This is a genomic window from Rhodococcus sp. H36-A4, assembly GCF_027158005.1.
In the GTDB taxonomy this organism is placed as follows: domain Bacteria; phylum Actinomycetota; class Actinomycetes; order Mycobacteriales; family Mycobacteriaceae; genus Rhodococcoides.
Genome location: NZ_JAPVLQ010000004.1, coordinates 466,475 through 484,901, shown reverse-complemented (window position 1 = coordinate 484,901; position 18,427 = coordinate 466,475). Strand labels below are relative to the sequence as shown.

Below are 18,427 nucleotides of genomic sequence, written 5' to 3'. Positions count from 1 at the left end.
TTTCGACCGCTATCGGGAGGCGAGATGACACTTCACCAGAAGTCGCGAAGACCGCGACTGCCAAGCACCTTCTCTCTGTTGTCCTTGTTCGAGGCGATGGCGACCCCGCACGCGCTCGATCGCTATCTGGAACTGGTCGACCCGATGACCACGGTTCGCGATCTTCGCGCCGAAATCACCGCGGTGCATCGTTCCACCCGAGACACGGTGACCCTGACGATGCGCCCGACGCAGCAGTGGCGTGGTTTCGAAGCAGGTCAATTCGTGCAGGTCGGGGTCGTCATCGACGGTGTCCGCCACACGCGCTGTTACTCGCCGAGCTGCTCCCAGTATCGCGATGACGGTCGAATCGAACTGACTGTGAAGGCGCATCCGGAGGGGCTGGTCTCTCAGTACCTGCATCGGAACGCGCGGGAGGGTCTGGTTGTCAGTCTTTCCCAGGCCGACGGGGTATTTCACCTCCCACGGCCTCGGCCGGCCGGCGTGCTTCTCATCAGCGGCGGTAGCGGAATCACCCCCGTGCTGGCGATGTTGAGGACGCTGCTGGACGAGGGGTACAGCGGCGACCTCACCTTCTTGCACTACGCGTACACCGAAAGCGACGTCTCTTATCGGAGTGAGCTCGACGCCATTGCAGCAGCACACGACAACATCCGCGTCGTGTTCGCTTACACCGGTCAGGAGCGGGGCGGCGATCTGCACGGCTTCTTCGGCGCCGAGCACCTCCGATCCGCCGCACCTTGGTACGCGGACGCCGAGACGTATCTGTGCGGTCCGCCCGGACTGATGCGTGGCGTCGAAAACGTGTATGCCGACCTGGGTCTCGAAGACCGTCTTCACCTCGAAGAATTTACGCCGCCCCTGGCAGTGGTCACCGGCGACGTCGGAGGCGAGGTGTCCTTCACCGAGAGCGGCAAGGTCGGTGACAACTCCGGTCTGACACTGCTCGAGCAGGCCGAAGAGGTGGGTCTGACCCCCGCATACGGATGTCGGATGGGGATTTGCTTCACCTGCACCTCGGTCAAGACATCCGGATGTACCCAGAACATCAAAACCGGTGAGACGGACAGTGAACCGGACAAGAAGATCCAGCTGTGCGTCTCGGTGCCGGTCGGTGATGTCGCCATCGAGATCTGAGCTGTTCACCGCGCATGCCGCTACACATCGATCCGAAACGGAGAGTGTTCAATGTTCGGAATTCCATCACCATCGTTGTCCCTGTTGCCATTCATGAGTACTTCGGACTCGCCCCACGAGCAACCCGTGCCCACAACGCTCTCCTACGCACAAGTCCAAGAGCTCGGCCGCGAGCTGGACGAGATGCGAGCTCGCACCGTCGCGAAGCTCGGTAGCGAGGACCGGGAGTACATCTACAAGGTCATCAAGGCGCAGCGCGGGCTCGAAATCACTGGCCGCGCCCTGATGTATCTACCGTTCCTGCCGCCGGCATGGCTGGCCGGAGTCGGTGCACTGGGGCTGTCGAAGATTCTCGACAACATGGAGATCGGGCACAACGTCATGCACGGTCAGTACGACTGGATGCGTGAGCCGGAGTTCAACTCACAGGTCTTCGAATGGGACACGGTATGCCCGGCCGATCAGTGGAAGCACTCGCACAACTACATGCACCACACCTTCACCAATATCGTCGGCAAGGACCGCGATATCGGATACAGCCTGCTTCGCATGGACGAGGGGCAGAAGTGGAATCCGTACTATCTCGGTAACCCGGTGTATGCGTTCTTCCTGATGCTGCTCTTCGAATGGGGCGTGATGCTCCACGATCTGGAGATCGAGAACGTTGTCCAGGGCAAGCGCAAGTGGCACGACGTCAAGCCCTTGCTTGCGGGCATGTGGCGTAAAGCGGGCAAACAGGTCCTCAAGGACTACGTCATCTTCCCAGCGCTGAGCGGGCCATTCTTTGCCTCCACGGTCGTGGGCAACCTCGGGGCGAACCTGATGCGGAACCTGTGGACCTACTCGATCATCTTCTGTGGACACTTTCCCACCGGGGTACAGACCTTCACCGAGGACGAGACGTCCGACGAGTCGCAGGGTGAGTGGTATGTCCGTCAGATGCTCGGGTCCGCGAACATCGAGGGCAGTCCGCTGTTCCACATCATGTCCGGCAATCTGTCGCACCAGATCGAGCACCACCTTTTCCCCGATCTACCTGCGCACCGATACCCGGAGTTGGCCCCGGAGGTCGAAGCGCTCTGCGAAAAGTACGGACTCCCGTACAACTCCGGTGGGTTCTTCAACCAGATCGGGTCCGTCTGGGGCAAGATTTTCAAGCTCGCTCTGCCCAATTCACTCACCGGTTCGAAACCGACAGTCGGTGTTATCGTCGAGCGCAAGAAGGTCGCTGCATAGTGACCGGAGTCGAATCTCGACCGAATCAGGGGTGGCCAGAGGTGGTAGGGAAGTTCGAGCGCAACAAGGACACAGTTCAAGAATTGACGGAGTCCGCAGCCACGCACGTCGGCAAGATCGCGGTCATCATCGCCGGGGCAGTGCGCGATGTGACTCGCGAGATCGGCGACTGGGTCTCCGACGGTGTCGAAATGCGTGAGGCTGCACGCAAGGCCCGAGATGATTCACCGGGCGGCACCGTCATCAACGGAGAGTTCGAGAGCCGCTGAGGGTCGCTCCCTACGTGAAACCTGAAGTACACGTAGGGAGGCCACCAGGCCACCAGGCCGCACGACCACACCGCACGCGCGGCGGTACTCGGAAAATTTCGGCAATGGCCTACACGGCGGGGTGTGGGTACTCGGGACTGCGATGTTGGAACGCAAGGATATTGGGGTTGGCAATTACGCCCTCGCGAATCTCGATTGCCTTCCTTATCGTTTCGTCACTGTCCCACGACGCAGGCCCGTCCAAAACGATACGAAGATAGGGGAGAAGCGATTCGCTGACTTCCCATGTAGCGGAGTCCCAAAGATAGGACGGACTGTGGTCGACTGCGTAGTACCGAACGTTGTCGCCGACGGTGAACATGGGATCGGTGAACGAGGTCGGCCGGGCCCATTCGAACCCCATTCCCTCGTCGCACGACACGTCGACAACGAGCGTTCCCGGATTGATCGACGGTAAGTCGTCGTTCATCAGGAATGTCAACGGCGCGTTGGTGTCCTGCAGTACGCAGTTGACGATGATGTCGTGATCGCCAAGGAACTCGGACAGTGGCACCCTGCCTGTTTCGGTCAAGGCGCGGCTGCGGCGCGGATTGTCGCCGTCCAAGTCGAAGTTGACGATGCGTGCGGAATGAATGGGTGAGCTGACAGCGGTTACTCCGCGCTGGGTGAGGACGTCCACATCGTGAATGCCATGCGCGTTGAGTGCCGTGACAGCGCCGCGAGCAGTTGCTCCGAAACCTATGACTGCAGCGCGAAGTCGGCGGCCGTAGTCCCCGGTCACCCCGACGAGCTGCATCGCATGAAGGACGCTGCAGTATCCGGCGAGCTCATTGTTCTTGTGGAAGACGTGAAGATTGAACCAGCCCTCCGAGGTCCAATGATTCATCGCCTCGAACGCGATGAGGGTGAGCTTGCGATCGATAGCGATCTGCGTCAACTTCTCGTCTTGCACGCAGTGCGGCCACCCCCACAGAACTTGACCGTGTCGCAGCGTCTCGAGGTCCTCGGCAAGTGGCTTCGGGAGCAGAATCACATCGCATTCGGCGACGAGTTCTTCGCGAGTACGAATGCCGGCAACGAGAGTGCCGATATGGTCGTCGGAGATTCCGAAAGGCTCACCGTACCCAGCTTCGAAATACATTCGAGCTCGGAGGTCGGCGGCGATGCGATCGAGGTGGAGTGGGTGGATCGGAAGTCGGCGTTCGTTCGGCTTACTCGACCGTGACGTGACGCCGAGGGTGAGCTGGTGCACTATGGCCCCTTCGGTTGAGCTCAGTCAACCACAAGCCAACGTGCCCACTCCTCGGCTGGAAGTGCCCCCGGCAGGATTCGAACCTGCGACCAATGGATTAGAAGGCCATTGCTCTATCCCCTGAGCTACGGAGGCGTGGTGCGGACAGCGGAAAGGCATCCGTCCGAGCACGGTGCATGAGTCTACATTCCGTGTTGCACCGTGATCCGCACGGAGGGGTTCGATTGCGTGGTGCAGGCCACATGATCTACGACGGCTCGTAGCAGTTGCGGGCGCTGGCGTTCCCGCCGCGGCGCGGACCTCCTACTCTGGAGGGCATGGCAGCACCGGAAGTGGATCGGACCGAAACCGCGAGCACGGCTGGAGCCGCGGCAGTGGCCGGGTCCAAAGATGTCCCGGGGTCGGCGACGACGTCCGTCTTCGTTGCCGCGGGCGCGATAGCCGGCGTTGTCGCGGCGCTGGTAGTGACCCTGTCTGCGTCGGACGCGTTGGTTCTGCTCGGCATTCCGGATCCAGGACCGGCCACGGTCTACGGACTTCCTGCGGTGCGAGCGATCGGTGAGGTCGCCGTATCCATTGCTATCGGGTCGTTCTTGCTCGCGGCCTTCTTGGTTCCGCCCCAGAAGAACGGGGTGCTCGACGTCGGTGGCTATCGGGCGGTCCGTACGGGATCTGTGGCAGCGATCGTCTGGGCCGCATGTGCCCTGGTACTGGTCCCGCTGACCTTGTCCGATACCTCGGGTCAACCGTTCACCACGGCGATCCAACCGAGCAACTTGTGGGTCGCACTAGAACAAGTCGAGATCGCCAGTGCGTGGCGCTGGACGGCGATCCTCGCGGTGCTCCTGGCTATCGCGTCGCGGGCCGTGCTGAAGTGGTCGTGGACGCCTCTACTTCTCGTGTTTGCGATCGGCACGTTGATGCCGATCGCTGCCACCGGCCATTCGTCTTCGGGTGGATCGCACGACTACGCAACCAACAGCCTGATCCTGCATCTCGTTGCGGCGACGCTCTGGGCGGGCGGGCTCTTCGCAGTGCTGACCCACGCGCGGCGTAAGGGCGCGCACACCGATGTCGCGACTCGAAGATTCTCCACGATCGCCACCGTGTGTTTCGTGGTGATGGCCGTCAGCGGTGTCATCAACGCGCTGGTCCGAGTATCGGTCTCGAACCTGTTCGACTCCACCTACGGTCTGCTGATCCTCGGGAAGATCACGGCGTTGACCGTGCTCGGCTTCTTCGGGTGGATCCAGCGGCGTAGGTCGCTTCCCGCCCTGGCTGCCGATCCCGAGTCTCGTGGAGCACTCATCCGATTCGCGGGTGGTGAGGTGCTCGTCTTCGCTGCGACGATCGGCCTTGCCGTCGGACTCGGCCGCACACCTCCGCCTTCGGATATCGATCCGAATCTTTCGCTCACCGAGGCGGCGCTGGGTTACAACCTGGACGGACCACCGACCTTCGCCCGTCTGGCGTTCGACTGGCGATTCGATCTGATCTTCGGTACTGCGTCGATACTGCTCGCCGTGATGTATCTGCTCGGTGTCCGTCGACTGCGGAAACGAGGAGACGCGTGGCCGATGGGCCGCACTGTTGCGTTCATGCTCGGCTGCCTGACCCTGTTGGTTGCCACATCGTCGGGGGTCGGCAAGTACTCGTCTGCGGTGTTCAGCGTGCACATGGGTGGGCACATGGCGCTGTCGATGCTTGCTCCGGTTCTGCTGGCGCTAGGCGGCGCACTGACGCTGGCGTTACGCGCACTGCCAGCAGCAGGAAAGAACGGAATTCCTGGGTTGCGGGAATGGCTGCTGATCGGTCTGCACAGCAAAGTGTCCCGATTCCTCACCCAACCGATAGTTGCCGCAGTGCTGTTCGTCGGCGGCTTCTACGTGCTGTATCTCGGCGGGATCTTCGGCGCCGTCCTCGACAACCACACAGCTCACTTGTTGATGAACGCACACTTCATCCTCAGCGGCTACCTTTTCTACTGGGTGGTCATCGGAGTCGACCCCTCGCCGAGACCGATTCAGCCCATCACCAAGCTCGCGATGGTGTTCGGGTCTCTGCCGTTCCACGCGTTCTTCGGCGTGGCGCTGATGAGCGAGGCCACGGTGATGGGCGGCTGGTTCTACCGCTCCCTCGGCCTCGACTGGAACGCAGATCTGCTCGGTGACCAGCAGTTGGGCGGCGGCATCGCCTGGGCGACGGGCGAAATACCGCTCGTCCTGGTCATGCTTTCGCTGCTCATCCAGTGGTCCCGTAGTGACACTCGCAACGCGACGCGTTCCGATCGTGCCGCCGAACGCGATCACGACGCCGATCTGGCCGCCCACAACGCCATGTTCGCCGAGCTGGCGAAGCGTGATCGCGAAAGCGGACTCTGACTTTTCTCGAGCTCACCAGGCCGCGGTGATCTTGTCGAGGATCCGAGCCAACTGCTCGCGTTCTTCGGCATCGAGCGTGTCGAACAGTTCGGTGGCGACAGCCCGACGTGCGGAGTCGATGGCGTCGAGCTGGGTGCGCCCGGAGTCTGTCAACGAGACCAGTACGGCACGTCGGTCCTGCGGGTCCGGTTCACGGATCACCAGGGCCGCGGCTTCGAGCGAGTCGACGATGTCCGTCGCCGAGCGTGCCACGATGCGTAACCGGTCGGCGAGAGCGCGTAAACGCATCGGTTGCCCTTCGCGGGCAAGGACATGAAGGGCCCGAGATTGCGATGGATTGAGACCGAACGGCTCGAGCGCATTCATGTGGGTGTGGCGTATTCGCCGTGCGACTGCCATGAACGAATCGGCGATGGTCGGGCTGTCTCCCGTAAGCATGACCGAAGCATAGCTTCATTGCTGACAACCTCATAATGAGGTAGCCTCTGTATTATGTCGTTCATCGAACTTGGAGGTCCTCTTGGTACGCCCACTCACGAAATCGAATCCAACTGCCGCCTCATCACCTGATCTGGGGCCTGCGCCCGATCCAGCTCCCGTCGGCCGAGTGCTTGCACTCTTCCATCCCTACCGAGCACGAATCGCTGCCGTCACCGCGATCATCGTCTTCAGTGCAGTCATCGCACTGGCCTCACCTCTACTTCTCCGCGAACTGCTCGACCATGCCATCCCTGATCGCGACGTCACACTCGTCACGCTGATCGCAGTCGGCATGATCGCAGTCGCCATCATCACCAACACACTCGGCGTCGTGCAGACCTGGATGTCCAACGGCGTCGGCCAGAAGCTCATGCACGATCTGCGCGTCTCCGTCTACGCACATCTACAGAAGCAGTCACTCGGCTTCTTCGCCCGCACCCGCACCGGCGAAGTACAGTCTCGGATCGCCAACGACATCGGTGGAATGCAATCCGTCGTCACCAACACTGCGACGTCGATAGCCCAGAACGCCACCACCGTGGCAGCAACAGTCGTCGCTCTGTTTCTGCTCGATTGGCGTCTGGCCCTGTTTTCCCTGGCGATCCTGCCGGTCTTCGTCCGGATAGCGCGTCGTATCGGCAACGAGCGCCGAAAGATCTCCATCACCAGACAGAGACTGCTCGGCGAACTCTCCGTCCAGATCGAGGAATCCCTGTCCGTCAGTGGCATCCTGCTCGGCAAGACCACCGGATCCGCGCACGTTCTGACCGATCGGTTCGCCAGTCGGTCCGACGAAGTCGCCGAAGTCGAACTCAAAGCGATGATGGCCGGCAAATGGCGAATGGCCAGCATGCAGATCAGCTTCGCGATCATGCCCGCCCTCGTGTATTGGTTCGCCGGCGTGACCATCGGAAACGGAAGCGCACTCACCGTGGGCACACTCGTCGCGTTCACCACATTGCAAACCCAACTCTTCCGCCCCACCATGCAGCTGCTCGGCACAGGCGTCGAAGTGCAGAGCTCGCTGGCATTGTTCGGCCGGGTATTCGAGTATCTCGACCTCCCGATCGACATCGCCGAACCGAAGAACCCGAAGGTTCTGTCAAGGCAAGACGTACGCGGCGACGTCGCATTCGACAATGTTTGCTTCTCGTACACCGTCGCCTCGCAACCGACACTGACCGACATCGACCTCGTGGTCCCGGCAGGGAGCACGTTGGCCCTGGTCGGATCGACAGGTTCTGGTAAAACCACGCTCGGGTATCTCGCTGCGAGGCTTCATGACCCGACGTCCGGACGCATCACCATCGACGGCGTCGATCTTCGGGATCTGCAGACCACGGCCGTGGCCGAACTCGTCGGCGTCGTATCGCAGGAGACGTACCTCTTCCATGCATCGATCCGCGAGAATCTCCGGTTCGCCAAACCTGAGGCAACCGATGCCGAGATCGAACACGCAGCCCGTGTAGCCCAGATCCACGACTTCATCACCGCGCTGGACGAGGGATACGACACGCTGGTGGGGGAGCGCGGATACCGGTTCTCCGGTGGAGAGAAACAACGACTCGCCATCGCCAGGACCGTCCTGCGCAACCCACCGATTCTCGTACTGGACGAGGCGACCAGCGCACTCGACACTCGGACCGAGCGTGCGCTGCAGGACGCCCTCGACGAACTCATGGCGGGACGCACCACGATCCTCATCGCGCACCGACTCTCGACCGTCCGATCCGCGGACCGCATCGCAGTTCTCGGCAGCGGTCGAATCCTCGAATCCGGTACCCACGACGAGCTCATGGCGTCGGACAGTCACTATGCCGAGCTCGTCCACGCATCGGAAGCCGCGAACTCGGAGCAGGTTGCGGCGTAACCCGTCGCGACCCCCGATTGCGAAGGCGAGGAATGCATTGTTTTTCACAGTGGAACGTGGCGCAGAGGCGCTGATCGAGATCAAGCGATCGAAATTCCTCGCGGTGGTCGAACGCGCACCGTCGGAAGAAGCAGCGCGAGCTGTGATCGCGACAGCCCGTTCGGCCAATCCGGTTGCTCGACATCACTGTTCGGCATTCGTTGTCGGTGATGTGCCACGCAATCTGATCCTTCGGACGAACGACGATGGAGAACCGAGCGGTACTGCGGGTGGCCCGATGCTCGACGTCCTCCTCGGGCGTGAGATGACCAATGTCGTTGCCGTCGTGACTCGTTGGTTCGGTGGTGTCAAACTCGGCACCGGCGGGCTGGCCCGGGCCTATGGAGACGCGGTCACGCACGCACTCGAGAACGCCCGACTCCTGCAGCGCGAGCGTCGTGAACTGTTGCAGGTCCAACTGGACTACACAGAGGTCGGCCGAGTCGAATCGGAACTACGGGCGCGGGGGGTCGGCATCGTGTCCATCGATTATCGCTTTCGTGCGGTGATGACGGTTCAGGTCGAGGACGTCGACGCAATGATCGGCATGCTGGCCGGCCTGACCGGGGGAACGGCCCGTCCCGAGGTCGTGGGGCACACCTATGTGGAGTCCGCGCTCCTCTAACACGCTCGACCGACACACTGACGCCCGAAACCCCGTCGGAAACCGCCTTGTCCACAACCGGGACATCTATCCACAGATGCCGATTCCCACCACATTTCACTCGGAGCTCACGGCAAAGTCGGTGTCCTCGGATCGGCGCTGCCGAACCGGATCGTCGAACAGACGGATCACCGAACTGACAAGGGGACAGACGATGTACGAGGCGCAATGTGCGGTTGTGGGGACAGTCATCACCAATCCGATCAAGAGACAGACCGCGTCCGGTGACGAGGTACTGAACTTCCGGATGGCCAGCAATGTGCGACGGCAGGACCGAGCTACCGGCGAATGGAGCGACGGCGGCACGCTGTACCTCGGTGTCACCTGCTGGCGACGGCTGGTAAAGGGCGTCGGAGGATCGCTGATGAAGGGCGACCCGGTGGTGGCCTACGGGCAGCTCAGAACGAACGAATACACCACCAGAGACGGTGCCGAACGGTCCGATCTAGAGATGACGGCCAGCGCCGTCGGCCCCGATCTCGCCCGATGCATCGTCAAGGTCGAGCGCGCACGGCCCGTGGCGGTACCGCAGGAGGAACCGGACGAGACGCACGACGAAGGAGTCGACACCTTCGACGAACGCGAGGAAGTCGACGTCGACGAAGACTCCATCCCCGAGACGATCGAACACGCCGCGGCGGTGTAGCCGAACATCGCCCGCGCCGGGCCCGAGCGGAACCCATTCGGGCCCGGCAGTTCGTTCGATCGCTATCGTTACCGCATGCGGGCCGACACACGCGCGTGGACGCGACTGTTACTACCTGTGCTGCTCTCGATCATGCTGGGCATCGGTGCCGGGGGAGTCGCGACAGCACATCCAGGGAGAACACAGAATCCCGTCGACTCTGCGCCCGGAACGGTGCAGTCCGTGCAGCCCCTCGCGACGGAAGCCGGGCTGCCCGGCACAGCCAGAGCCCACCTCCTCACCTACTGGACTGTGGGTCCGACGGGTAGGCCCGCGCTCAGTTCCGGAACGGTCTTCGTACCGAACGGTCGAGCCCCCGCCGATGGATGGCCGATCATCTCGTGGGCACACGGAACAGTCGGTGTCGGAGATCAGTGTGCGCCGTCGCGTAATCCGTATCAGGGACGTCACCTCGAGTATCTGAGTCACTGGATCTCCGAGGGATATGCCGTCGTTGCGACCGATTACGCGGGCCTGGGCACACCCGGGCCACACGCCTACCTCGAGAAGGACTCGGCCGCACGCAGCGTCGTCGACATGGTTCGTGCGGCACGGTCCGTGGAATCGGTTCTGGCGGATCGGTGGTTGGCGATCGGGCAGTCCCAGGGCGGCCACGCAGCATTGCAAGCCGCCGATATCGCGACCACCTATGCGCCGGAACTCGACTATCGCGGAGTCGTGGCCACGGGAGCGCCGTCGAACCTCGAATACGCGTTTCAGGTCGGTGGGCCGTGGATTCCAGACCTCGGTTTGGACGGTCTGAACGTCTTCGCGGCGTACGTGCTCGCGGGGCTACGTGAATCGAGGCCCGATCTCGATGTCGACAGTTACCTGACGGACTTCGGGCGTTCCGAGGTAGACAACGTCGAGGCGACCTGCCCGGGGGACCTACGAACGCAGCACGGGTCGGTGGGCGCGATGCTCTCGCGTCCGGTGGCGGGAACCGAGATGTTCGACGCTCTGTCGGAGTATCTCTCGGTACCGGTCGACGGTTACGACAGGCCGATCTTCCTAGGCCAGGGAATTATCGACACTATGGTGCCTTCGCCGTTGTCGGTCCCGCTGGCCGCCGGACTCATCGGGCACGGTCAGGACGTCACGTACGTTCCGTACCTGTATTCGGGGGGTGAATTCGTCGGTCACGAAGGGTCGATGATCGCCTCCATGGCCGACTCGACGCCTTTCGTGCACCGTGTGCTCGACCCTGTGCAAATGGGCTAGCTTCCTCTCGGATCGGGCGATGATGCCTAGACCCGTTCGCACCGATAGGCTTGCGCACATGGCGGAATTCATTTACACCATGAAGAAGGTGCGCAAGGCGCACGGCGACAAGGTCATCCTCGACGACGTAACGATGAGCTTCTACCCAGGAGCGAAGATCGGCGTCGTCGGCCCCAACGGTGCCGGCAAGTCCAGCATTCTGAAGATCATGGCCGGGATCGACCAGCCCGGCAACGGTGAGGCTTTCCTGGCTCCCGGAGCTTCGGTCGGCATCCTCATGCAGGAGCCGGTACTCGACGACACCAAGACTGTCCGTGAAAACGTCGAGGACGGTCTCGGCGAGACGATGGTGCAGCTCAAGCGCTACAACGAGATCGCCGAGCTCATGGCGACCGACTACTCCGACGAACTCATGGAGGAGATGGGCGAGCTGCAGGAGAAGCTCGACCACGCCGACGCCTGGGAAATCGACTCTCAGCTCGAGCAGGCGATGGACGCCCTCCGTTGCCCGCCACCCGAGTCACCCGTCACCAACCTCTCCGGTGGTGAGAAGCGTCGCGTTGCGCTGTGCAAGCTACTGCTCAGCAAGCCCGATCTGCTCCTCCTCGACGAACCGACCAACCACCTCGACGCCGAGTCGGTTCTGTGGCTGGAGCAGCATCTCGCTGCATATCCCGGCGCTATCCTTGCCGTCACTCACGATCGTTACTTTCTCGATCACGTGGCGCAGTGGATCTGCGAGGTCGACCGCGGCCGCCTCTACCCGTACGAGGGCAACTACTCCACGTACCTGGAGCAGAAGGCCGCTCGCCTCGAGGTGTCCGGCAAGAAGGACCAGAAGCTGCAGAAGCGACTCAAGGATGAACTGGCCTGGGTCCGCTCCGGCGCCAAGGCTCGTCAGGCGAAGAGCAAGGCTCGTCTGGATCGCTACGAAGAGATGGCCATCGAGGCGGAGAAGACCCGCAAGCTCGACTTCGACGAGATCCAGATTCCGGCCCCTCCGCGTCTGGGCGACGTCGTCGTCGAGGTCAAGAACCTCGACAAGGGCTTCGACGGTCGCGTCCTGATCAAGGACCTCTCGTTCACGCTTCCGCGTAACGGAATCGTCGGCGTCATCGGCCCCAACGGTGTCGGTAAGACGACGCTGTTCAAGACCATCGTCGGTCTCGAAGAGCCGGACGGCGGCGAGGTGAAGATCGGTCAGACGGTCAAGCTGAGCTACGTCGACCAGAACCGCAGCGGCATCGACCCGAAGAAGACGGTCTGGGAGACCGTGTCCGACGGACTCGACTTCATCGTCGTCGGCCAGACCGAATTCCCTTCGCGCGCCTACATCAGTTCGTTCGGATTCAAGGGTCACGATCAGCAGAAGGCAGCCGGCGTTCTCTCCGGTGGTGAGCGCAACCGGCTGAACCTGGCAATGACGCTCAAGCAGGGCGGCAACCTGATCCTGCTCGATGAGCCGACCAACGACCTCGACGTCGAAACTCTCGGTTCGCTGGAGAACGCTCTCGAAGAGTTCCCCGGTTGCGCCGTCGTGATCTCGCACGATCGCTGGTTCCTGGACCGGACGTGCACGCACATCCTGGCCTGGGAAGGCGGCTTCGGCGACAACGAAGCTGCTTGGTACTGGTACGAAGGCAACTTCGAAGGCTACGAGGCCAACAAGATCGAGCGACTCGGCGCCGACGCCGCACGTCCGCACCGCGTCACGCACCGCAAACTGACAAGGGACTGACGCTTGTCCGGGAAAACGTTCGAGTACAGCCTCCAGGTTCGCTGGAGTGACTCGGATCGACTCGGACACGTAAACAACACGCGGTTCGTCGAATATCTGCAAGAAGCCCGCGCGCACTTCATCACCGAGTGCATGCAGGCTGCGGGGGAGGCGCGGGGAGGGTCGGTCGTAGGGAAACTTACGGTCGACTTCCTGCGCCCGATCTTCGACGCGTCCGGGCCGTTGCAGATCGAGGTGTCGATCTCCCGTATCGGCCGAACGTCCTTCGCTGTTCGGCATCTCGTTCGTGACGTCGAAGGCGTCCTGTGTGCCGATGCGGAAGCCGTCATGGTCATGTTCGACCTGACAGCGCAGGCTCCGCGTCCGGTGACGGATCAGGAGAGGGCTGTCTTCAGCGACTACCTCGACGCGTCCGAAGATCGGTCCGAATCCGAGTAGCCCACTCCGAATCCGATTAGCCCACAAGGGCACCGCCTCGACTTGTTCCCCGATAGGCTCGTGTTGCGGGGCGGCTGCACGGCCGCGCCGGCGATCCTCACAAGGGAGTGGTTCAACACATGCCTGACGCGGCGGGAACAACGGACATCGACTGGTCGAGCGGACTGCCCGCAGAGTTGGTGACTCCCTTGCCCGAAGTGAAGGCAGTCTATTTCGTGCACGTCGACACCGATGAGCCCCACAGCCCTGCTGACGAGGCCGAGCGCTCGATCGTTCGTATGCACCTGCAGCTGGCGGCGCGCAGAACTCCGGGGGATGCCAAGATTCGCCTGCATCGCGTCGTCGAGGACGCCGAGGGCAGAGTAGTTGGGCCTTCGTTGCAGATCGTGACCGACGACATGCCTCTGCTGGTCGAATCCGTTATGTCGCGACTGTCTCGACTCGATGTCGACGTCACCGACATGGTCCACCCCATCGTGGGTGTCGTTCGAGACAGCGATGGAAATCTGACCCGTGTGGGACCAGGCAACGGCAGTCTCGGCGGGGCCCGGCGTGAGTCGTGGATGTACATTGCGCTGCATCGCTCGACACCCGGCTCTCTTCTGGACGTGCTGGAGGACGAGATCGCCGTCGTTCTCAACGACGTCCGCGTGGTCATCGCCGACACCGAAGCCATGCGCGGGCTCCAAGCTTCGGTGGCCCGTACTCTCGCAGACTCGGCCGACGGATGCGACGATGAACGCGCAACGGAGCTTCGAGACGCGGCAGACCTGCTCGGTTGGTTGGCCGAAGGTCACTACACACTGCTCGGCTATCGCCGTTACGACGTGCAACCGACGCAGGACGGATCGCTGCTGACCCGGTCCGTATCCGGGAGTGGACTCGGGGTGTTGCGCCAGGATCATGCATTGGATCGAGAGTCGCTCGATATCAGTGAACGTACCGACCTGCTGACTCTCACACAGGGTTCGAGCCCGGCGACTGTGCATCGCGCGGTGTACCCGTACTTCGTCACCGTGATGGATCGTTCGGCTCCAGAGCTCGGCGAGCATCGCTTCATGGGTGTCTTCACCGTGACTGCGCTGCACGAGAGCGTGCTCGACATCCCGGTCATCGAGCGGCGCGTACGTTCGATCATCGACCGAGCCGGCTATGATCTCGACTCGTACTCAGGCCAAGCGATGCTCGAAGTATTGCAATCGATGCCGCGATCGGAACTGTTCGCCTCCGGCACGGAAGCGCTTTTCGAGAATGCGACTGCGGTGCTCGCTATCGGACGTCGCCGCAAGGTCAAGGTGTTTCTACGTGAGGACTCCAACTGCGCTTTCGTTTCGGCGTTGGTCTACCTTCCGCGTGATCGCTATACGACGAGAGTCCGCCTCGCCGTTCAGGATTGCTTGTTGCGTGAACTCGGAGGTTCGGGTATCGACTACACCGCGCGGGTCACCGAGTCCGATATGGCCTTGTTGCACGTCACCATTCGACGCGACGATCGGAACCAGGTCGGTGCCGATCTCTCTCGAGACAATGTTGCTCGTATCGAGTCACTTCTCACCGAGACGATCAAGACGTGGGAGGACGGGCTTGCGCTGGCAATCGTGGATGACGCCAGTGTCGAAGCGATCTCGGCAAGTCGGTACACCGATTCGTTCCCTGAGGCGTACAAGCAGGATTTCGGGCCCGAACGTGCCGTGTTCGATATCGCGCGGCTAGAAGCTCTTGCCGACGGAACGATCGACATGCAGCTCTATCGCAACTCCGACTCCGCGGTCGGGAATTGGCGGTTCAGTTTGTACATCGGCGGGGGTGGTGTGTCGTTGAGTCAGGTCTTGCCGATCCTGCAGAGTCTCGGAGTCGAGGTAGACGACGAGCGTCCGTACCCGATCGGTCGTCCGGATGGAATGCAATGCTGGATATACGATTTCGGAGTCTCTGCCTCACGAGAGATGCTTCGTACAGCGATCGACAGTGATCTGGACTCCGACCTTCCCAGCGCAGGGGCTCTCGATGACGAAAGCCGCGTGCAGCTGAGATTCACCGACGCATTCACTGCCGTGTGGAACGGACATGCCGAGGCAGACCGATTCAACGAACTCGTCATGCGCGCTGGACTGAACTGGCGGCAGGCGCACATCCTGCGTGCGTATGCGAAGTACCTGCGACAGGCCAACTTTCCTTACAGTCAGTTCAATATCGAGGGTGTTCTACTCTCTCATCCGAGAACCGCGCAATTGCTGGTGACCTTGTTCGAGTCTCAATTCGACCCCGAAGGTGATGCCGAGGAACAGTCGGCTGAACTCGACAAGGAATTGCGGATACTCATCGATCAGGTGGTGAGTCTCGACGCCGACCGCATTCTCCGTGCAATCTTCGAATTGATCCGTGCGACAGTGCGAACCAACTTCTATGTAGTCGATGCTGTCGGCGCACCACGCGATTTTCTGTCCCTCAAGTTCGACCCTCGGTTCATTGCCGAGCTGCCGAAACCGAAACCGAGATTCGAAATCTTCGTGTACTCCCCGCGAGTCGAGGGTGTACATCTGCGATTCGGCGAGGTGGCGCGTGGCGGGCTTCGCTGGTCCGATCGACGTGAAGACTATCGCACCGAAGTCCTTGGGCTGGCCAAGGCACAAATGGTAAAGAACGCTGTCATCGTGCCGGTCGGCGCCAAAGGCGGATTCGTCGTCAAGCGCCCACCGGTACCGACTGGAGACGCGGCGACGGATCGGACGGCGACGGCCGAGGAGGGGCGGGCGTGCTATCGACTGTTCATCGCCGGTCTACTCGATGTGACCGACAATCTCGATCGTGCGACGAGCGCAGTTCTTCCGCCGGACCGCGTCGTACGTCGCGACGGGGACGACACGTACCTCGTTGTGGCAGCGGACAAAGGGACGGCCTCGTTCTCCGATCTTGCGAATGAGGTTGCCGGTGAATACGACTTCTGGCTCGGGGACGCCTTCGCGTCGGGCGGGTCGGCAGGCTACGACCACAAGGCTATGGGCATCACCGCAAGGGGCGCATGGGAAAGCGTCAAACGTCATTTCCGTGAAATCGGCATCGATACCCAGTCAGAGGATTTCACGGTCGTCGGTATCGGAGACATGAGCGGTGACGTGTTCGGAAACGGCATGCTGCTCAGCACACACATCGGCTTGCTCGCCGCATTCGATCATCGACACATTTTTCTCGACCCGAACCCGGATCGCGCGGCGGCATTCGCCGAACGTGCCCGACTGTTCGAGCTTCCTCGATCGTCCTGGGCCGATTACGATTCGGCACTGATCAGCGACGGCGGTGGCGTGTGGGAACGGACGGTCAAGTCGGTGCCGATCAGTCCTGCGGCCCGCGTGGCTCTGGGTCTCGACGAGTCGACAACCGAATTGGCGCCACCGGACCTGATCCGCGCAATCCTGAAGACACCCGCTGATCTGCTATGGAACGGTGGAATCGGCACCTATATCAAGGCATCCACCCAGTCGAACTCCGATGTCGGTGACAAGTCCAACGACGCAATCCGGGTGGACGGAAGTGAGCTCAGGGCCACCATTGTCGGTGAGGGTGGCAATCTCGGTGCCACCTCGCTCGGACGTATCGAGTACGACATCGCCGGGGGCCGGATCAACACCGACGCTGTGGACAACTCTGCAGGTGTCGATTGTTCCGATCACGAGGTCAACATCAAGATTCTTCTCGATTCTGCCATCGCCGACGGCACCCTCGACCCCGCCGACCGCGATGATCTGCTCGCGTCCATGACCGAGGAGGTGAGCAGGTTGGTGCTCTGGGACAACATCATGCAGAACGAGCTACTCGGAACGTCCCGCTCGGATGCGCCTGCGCTGCTCACCGTCCACCGACGTGTCATCGAGGACCTCGAGGTTCGCAGCGGATTGGATCGCGAACTCGAGGTGTTGCCGTCGGATATCGACATTCGCAAGCGTGCGCAGGACGAGCGAGGTCTGACCTCACCCGAACTCGCTACGTTGATGGCCCACGTCAAGCTGGTCCTCGAGAGCGACCTGCTTGCCAGTGAATTGCCGGACAGCGACGTGTTCGCGCCGAGACTGCCCAAGTATTTTCCGGAGCCGCTACGTGAGAAGTACTCCAACGCAATTACATCTCATCCGCTGCGGCGCCAACTGGTGGCGACGACGTTGACCAACGAGACCGTCGATCGGGGCGGGATCAGCTTCGTCTATCGCCTTGCCGAGGACACCGGGGCGAGCGGTACCGATGCAGTGCGCGCATTCGCTGCCGCGACCGAGATCTTCGACCTGGAGGAGCTCTGGCAGGAGATTCGTTCGGTCGACATGTCGACTGCATCGTCCGATGAACTCCTGCTCGAATCCAGACGCGTGCTGGACCGCGTGGCCAGGTGGCTGCTCATCAACCGGCCCCAGCCACTTGCCGTAGGTGCCGAGATCAGCAGATATGCATCCAAGGTCCGTTCCCTGAGGATCCGGGTAGCGGGTTGGATCGACGGGCACCAGGTGCGAGATCTGAACAAACGGGTGACAGCGTCGGTCGAGCGAGGCACACCGAGAGAATTGGCAAGTTCGGTCTATGAACTGCTGGACGTGTTCTGTTTGCTCGACATCATCGATGTCGCCGACATCACCGAACACGACCTTTCCGAAGTTGCGGAGTTGTATTTCGCGTTGGATGCGCACATCGGGATCGATTGGTTGCTGACATCGGTGTCGAGACTGCCGCGTGGCGACCGTTGGCATTCTTTGGCCCGGCTGGCCTTGCGCGACGACCTCTATTCCTCACTCCGAGCGATCACCAAAGAGGTTGTACTGGGCGGAGAGCCACACGAGAGCGCCGCCGAGAAGATCGCCGAATGGGAAGCGATGAATTCATCCAGGCTGACCCGGGCACGAACAGCGCTTGCCGAGATCGCGGACTCGGGCACGCTGGATATTGCCTCACTGTCGGTGGCAGCCCGTCAGGTCCGCAGCATGGTTCCCTGAGCGTTACCCATCATCCCTTAATACGAAATACCGATACCAGA

The 18,427-nt window shown here is 61.7% G+C and carries 13 protein-coding genes and 1 tRNA gene; 11 read left to right on the top strand and 3 right to left on the bottom strand.

The window, feature by feature from the left end:
- Window positions 1–24: 24 nt before the first annotated feature.
- From O1W68_RS14100 to O1W68_RS14090, 3 genes are read left to right on the top strand one after another with little or no spacing between them, the layout of a single operon-like run.
- Complete coding sequence (locus tag O1W68_RS14100; protein ID WP_269304437.1) at window positions 25–1,137, top strand: ferredoxin reductase; 1,113 nt, start codon at window positions 25–27, stop codon at window positions 1,135–1,137.
- 51 nt (window positions 1,138–1,188) lie between these two features.
- Window positions 1,189–2,373 carry a fatty acid desaturase family protein gene (locus tag O1W68_RS14095; RefSeq protein WP_269304435.1) on the top strand — a complete coding sequence of 395 codons (1,185 nt, stop codon included), beginning with the start codon at window positions 1,189–1,191 and terminating at the stop codon, window positions 2,371–2,373.
- Window positions 2,374–2,414: 41 nt separating this feature from the next.
- Entirely contained in the window at window positions 2,415–2,642 is a 228-nt protein-coding gene (locus O1W68_RS14090; protein ID WP_084344822.1) for a hypothetical protein, read from the top strand.
- A gap of 109 nt (window positions 2,643–2,751) precedes the next feature.
- Here the strand turns inward: O1W68_RS14090 and O1W68_RS14085 are convergent, their stop codons facing one another.
- Both O1W68_RS14085 and O1W68_RS14080 read right to left on the bottom strand, forming a co-directional pair.
- Entirely contained in the window at window positions 2,752–3,894 is a 1,143-nt protein-coding gene (locus tag O1W68_RS14085; protein ID WP_442972358.1) for a N(5)-(carboxyethyl)ornithine synthase, read from the bottom strand.
- 62 nt (window positions 3,895–3,956) lie between these two features.
- Window positions 3,957–4,029: transfer RNA gene (locus O1W68_RS14080), tRNA-Arg, on the bottom strand.
- 182 nt (window positions 4,030–4,211) lie between these two features.
- Here O1W68_RS14080 and O1W68_RS14075 point away from each other — a divergent pair.
- Window positions 4,212–6,275 (top strand): cytochrome c oxidase assembly protein, encoded by a 2,064-nt coding sequence (locus O1W68_RS14075; protein ID WP_269304433.1) that lies wholly within the window; start codon window positions 4,212–4,214, stop codon window positions 6,273–6,275.
- Window positions 6,276–6,287: 12 nt separating this feature from the next.
- On the opposite strand, the gene O1W68_RS14070 is transcribed toward O1W68_RS14075, so the two are convergent.
- A complete protein-coding gene (locus O1W68_RS14070; protein ID WP_269304431.1) occupies window positions 6,288–6,713 on the bottom strand; it encodes a MarR family winged helix-turn-helix transcriptional regulator in 426 nt (141 codons plus the stop codon).
- Between the two features lie 169 nt (window positions 6,714–6,882).
- On the opposite strand from O1W68_RS14070, the gene O1W68_RS14065 reads away from it, so the two are divergent.
- The 7 genes from O1W68_RS14065 (at window position 6,883) to O1W68_RS14035 (ending at window position 18,386) form a co-directional block, all read left to right on the top strand.
- Complete coding sequence (locus O1W68_RS14065) at window positions 6,883–8,625, top strand: ABC transporter ATP-binding protein (RefSeq protein ID WP_269304429.1); 1,743 nt, start codon at window positions 6,883–6,885, stop codon at window positions 8,623–8,625.
- A 49-nt stretch (window positions 8,626–8,674) separates the two neighbouring features.
- Entirely contained in the window at window positions 8,675–9,289 is a 615-nt protein-coding gene (locus O1W68_RS14060) for an IMPACT family protein (RefSeq protein ID WP_269304426.1), read from the top strand.
- Between the two features lie 193 nt (window positions 9,290–9,482).
- Window positions 9,483–9,974 (top strand): single-stranded DNA-binding protein, encoded by a 492-nt coding sequence (locus O1W68_RS14055; RefSeq protein WP_269304565.1) that lies wholly within the window; start codon window positions 9,483–9,485, stop codon window positions 9,972–9,974.
- A 75-nt stretch (window positions 9,975–10,049) separates the two neighbouring features.
- Window positions 10,050–11,234, top strand: coding sequence for a lipase family protein (locus O1W68_RS14050; RefSeq protein ID WP_269304424.1), 1,185 nt, complete (start codon window positions 10,050–10,052; stop codon window positions 11,232–11,234).
- A gap of 58 nt (window positions 11,235–11,292) precedes the next feature.
- Window positions 11,293–12,972, top strand: a complete 1,680-nt coding sequence (gene ettA, locus O1W68_RS14045) for an energy-dependent translational throttle protein EttA (RefSeq protein ID WP_084344622.1) — start codon at window positions 11,293–11,295, stop codon at window positions 12,970–12,972.
- Between the two features lie 3 nt (window positions 12,973–12,975).
- Window positions 12,976–13,410, top strand: a complete 435-nt coding sequence (locus tag O1W68_RS14040) for an acyl-CoA thioesterase (protein ID WP_269304421.1) — start codon at window positions 12,976–12,978, stop codon at window positions 13,408–13,410.
- 119 nt (window positions 13,411–13,529) lie between these two features.
- Window positions 13,530–18,386, top strand: a complete 4,857-nt coding sequence (locus O1W68_RS14035) for an NAD-glutamate dehydrogenase (protein ID WP_269304419.1) — start codon at window positions 13,530–13,532, stop codon at window positions 18,384–18,386.
- Window positions 18,387–18,427 lie beyond the last annotated feature (41 nt).

Coding starts and splice junctions, on each gene's coding strand:
- O1W68_RS14100 (WP_269304437.1), top strand. CDS start 25: ATGACACTTCACCAGAAGTCGCGAAGACCGCGACTGCCAAGCACCTTC.
- O1W68_RS14095 (WP_269304435.1), top strand. CDS start 1,189: ATGTTCGGAATTCCATCACCATCGTTGTCCCTGTTGCCATTCATGAGT.
- O1W68_RS14075 (WP_269304433.1), top strand. CDS start 4,212: ATGGCAGCACCGGAAGTGGATCGGACCGAAACCGCGAGCACGGCTGGA.
- O1W68_RS14070 (WP_269304431.1), bottom strand. CDS start 6,713: ATGCTTACGGGAGACAGCCCGACCATCGCCGATTCGTTCATGGCAGTC.
- O1W68_RS14055 (WP_269304565.1), top strand. CDS start 9,483: ATGTACGAGGCGCAATGTGCGGTTGTGGGGACAGTCATCACCAATCCG.
- O1W68_RS14050 (WP_269304424.1), top strand. CDS start 10,050: ATGCGGGCCGACACACGCGCGTGGACGCGACTGTTACTACCTGTGCTG.
- ettA (WP_084344622.1), top strand. CDS start 11,293: ATGGCGGAATTCATTTACACCATGAAGAAGGTGCGCAAGGCGCACGGC.
- O1W68_RS14035 (WP_269304419.1), top strand. CDS start 13,530: ATGCCTGACGCGGCGGGAACAACGGACATCGACTGGTCGAGCGGACTG.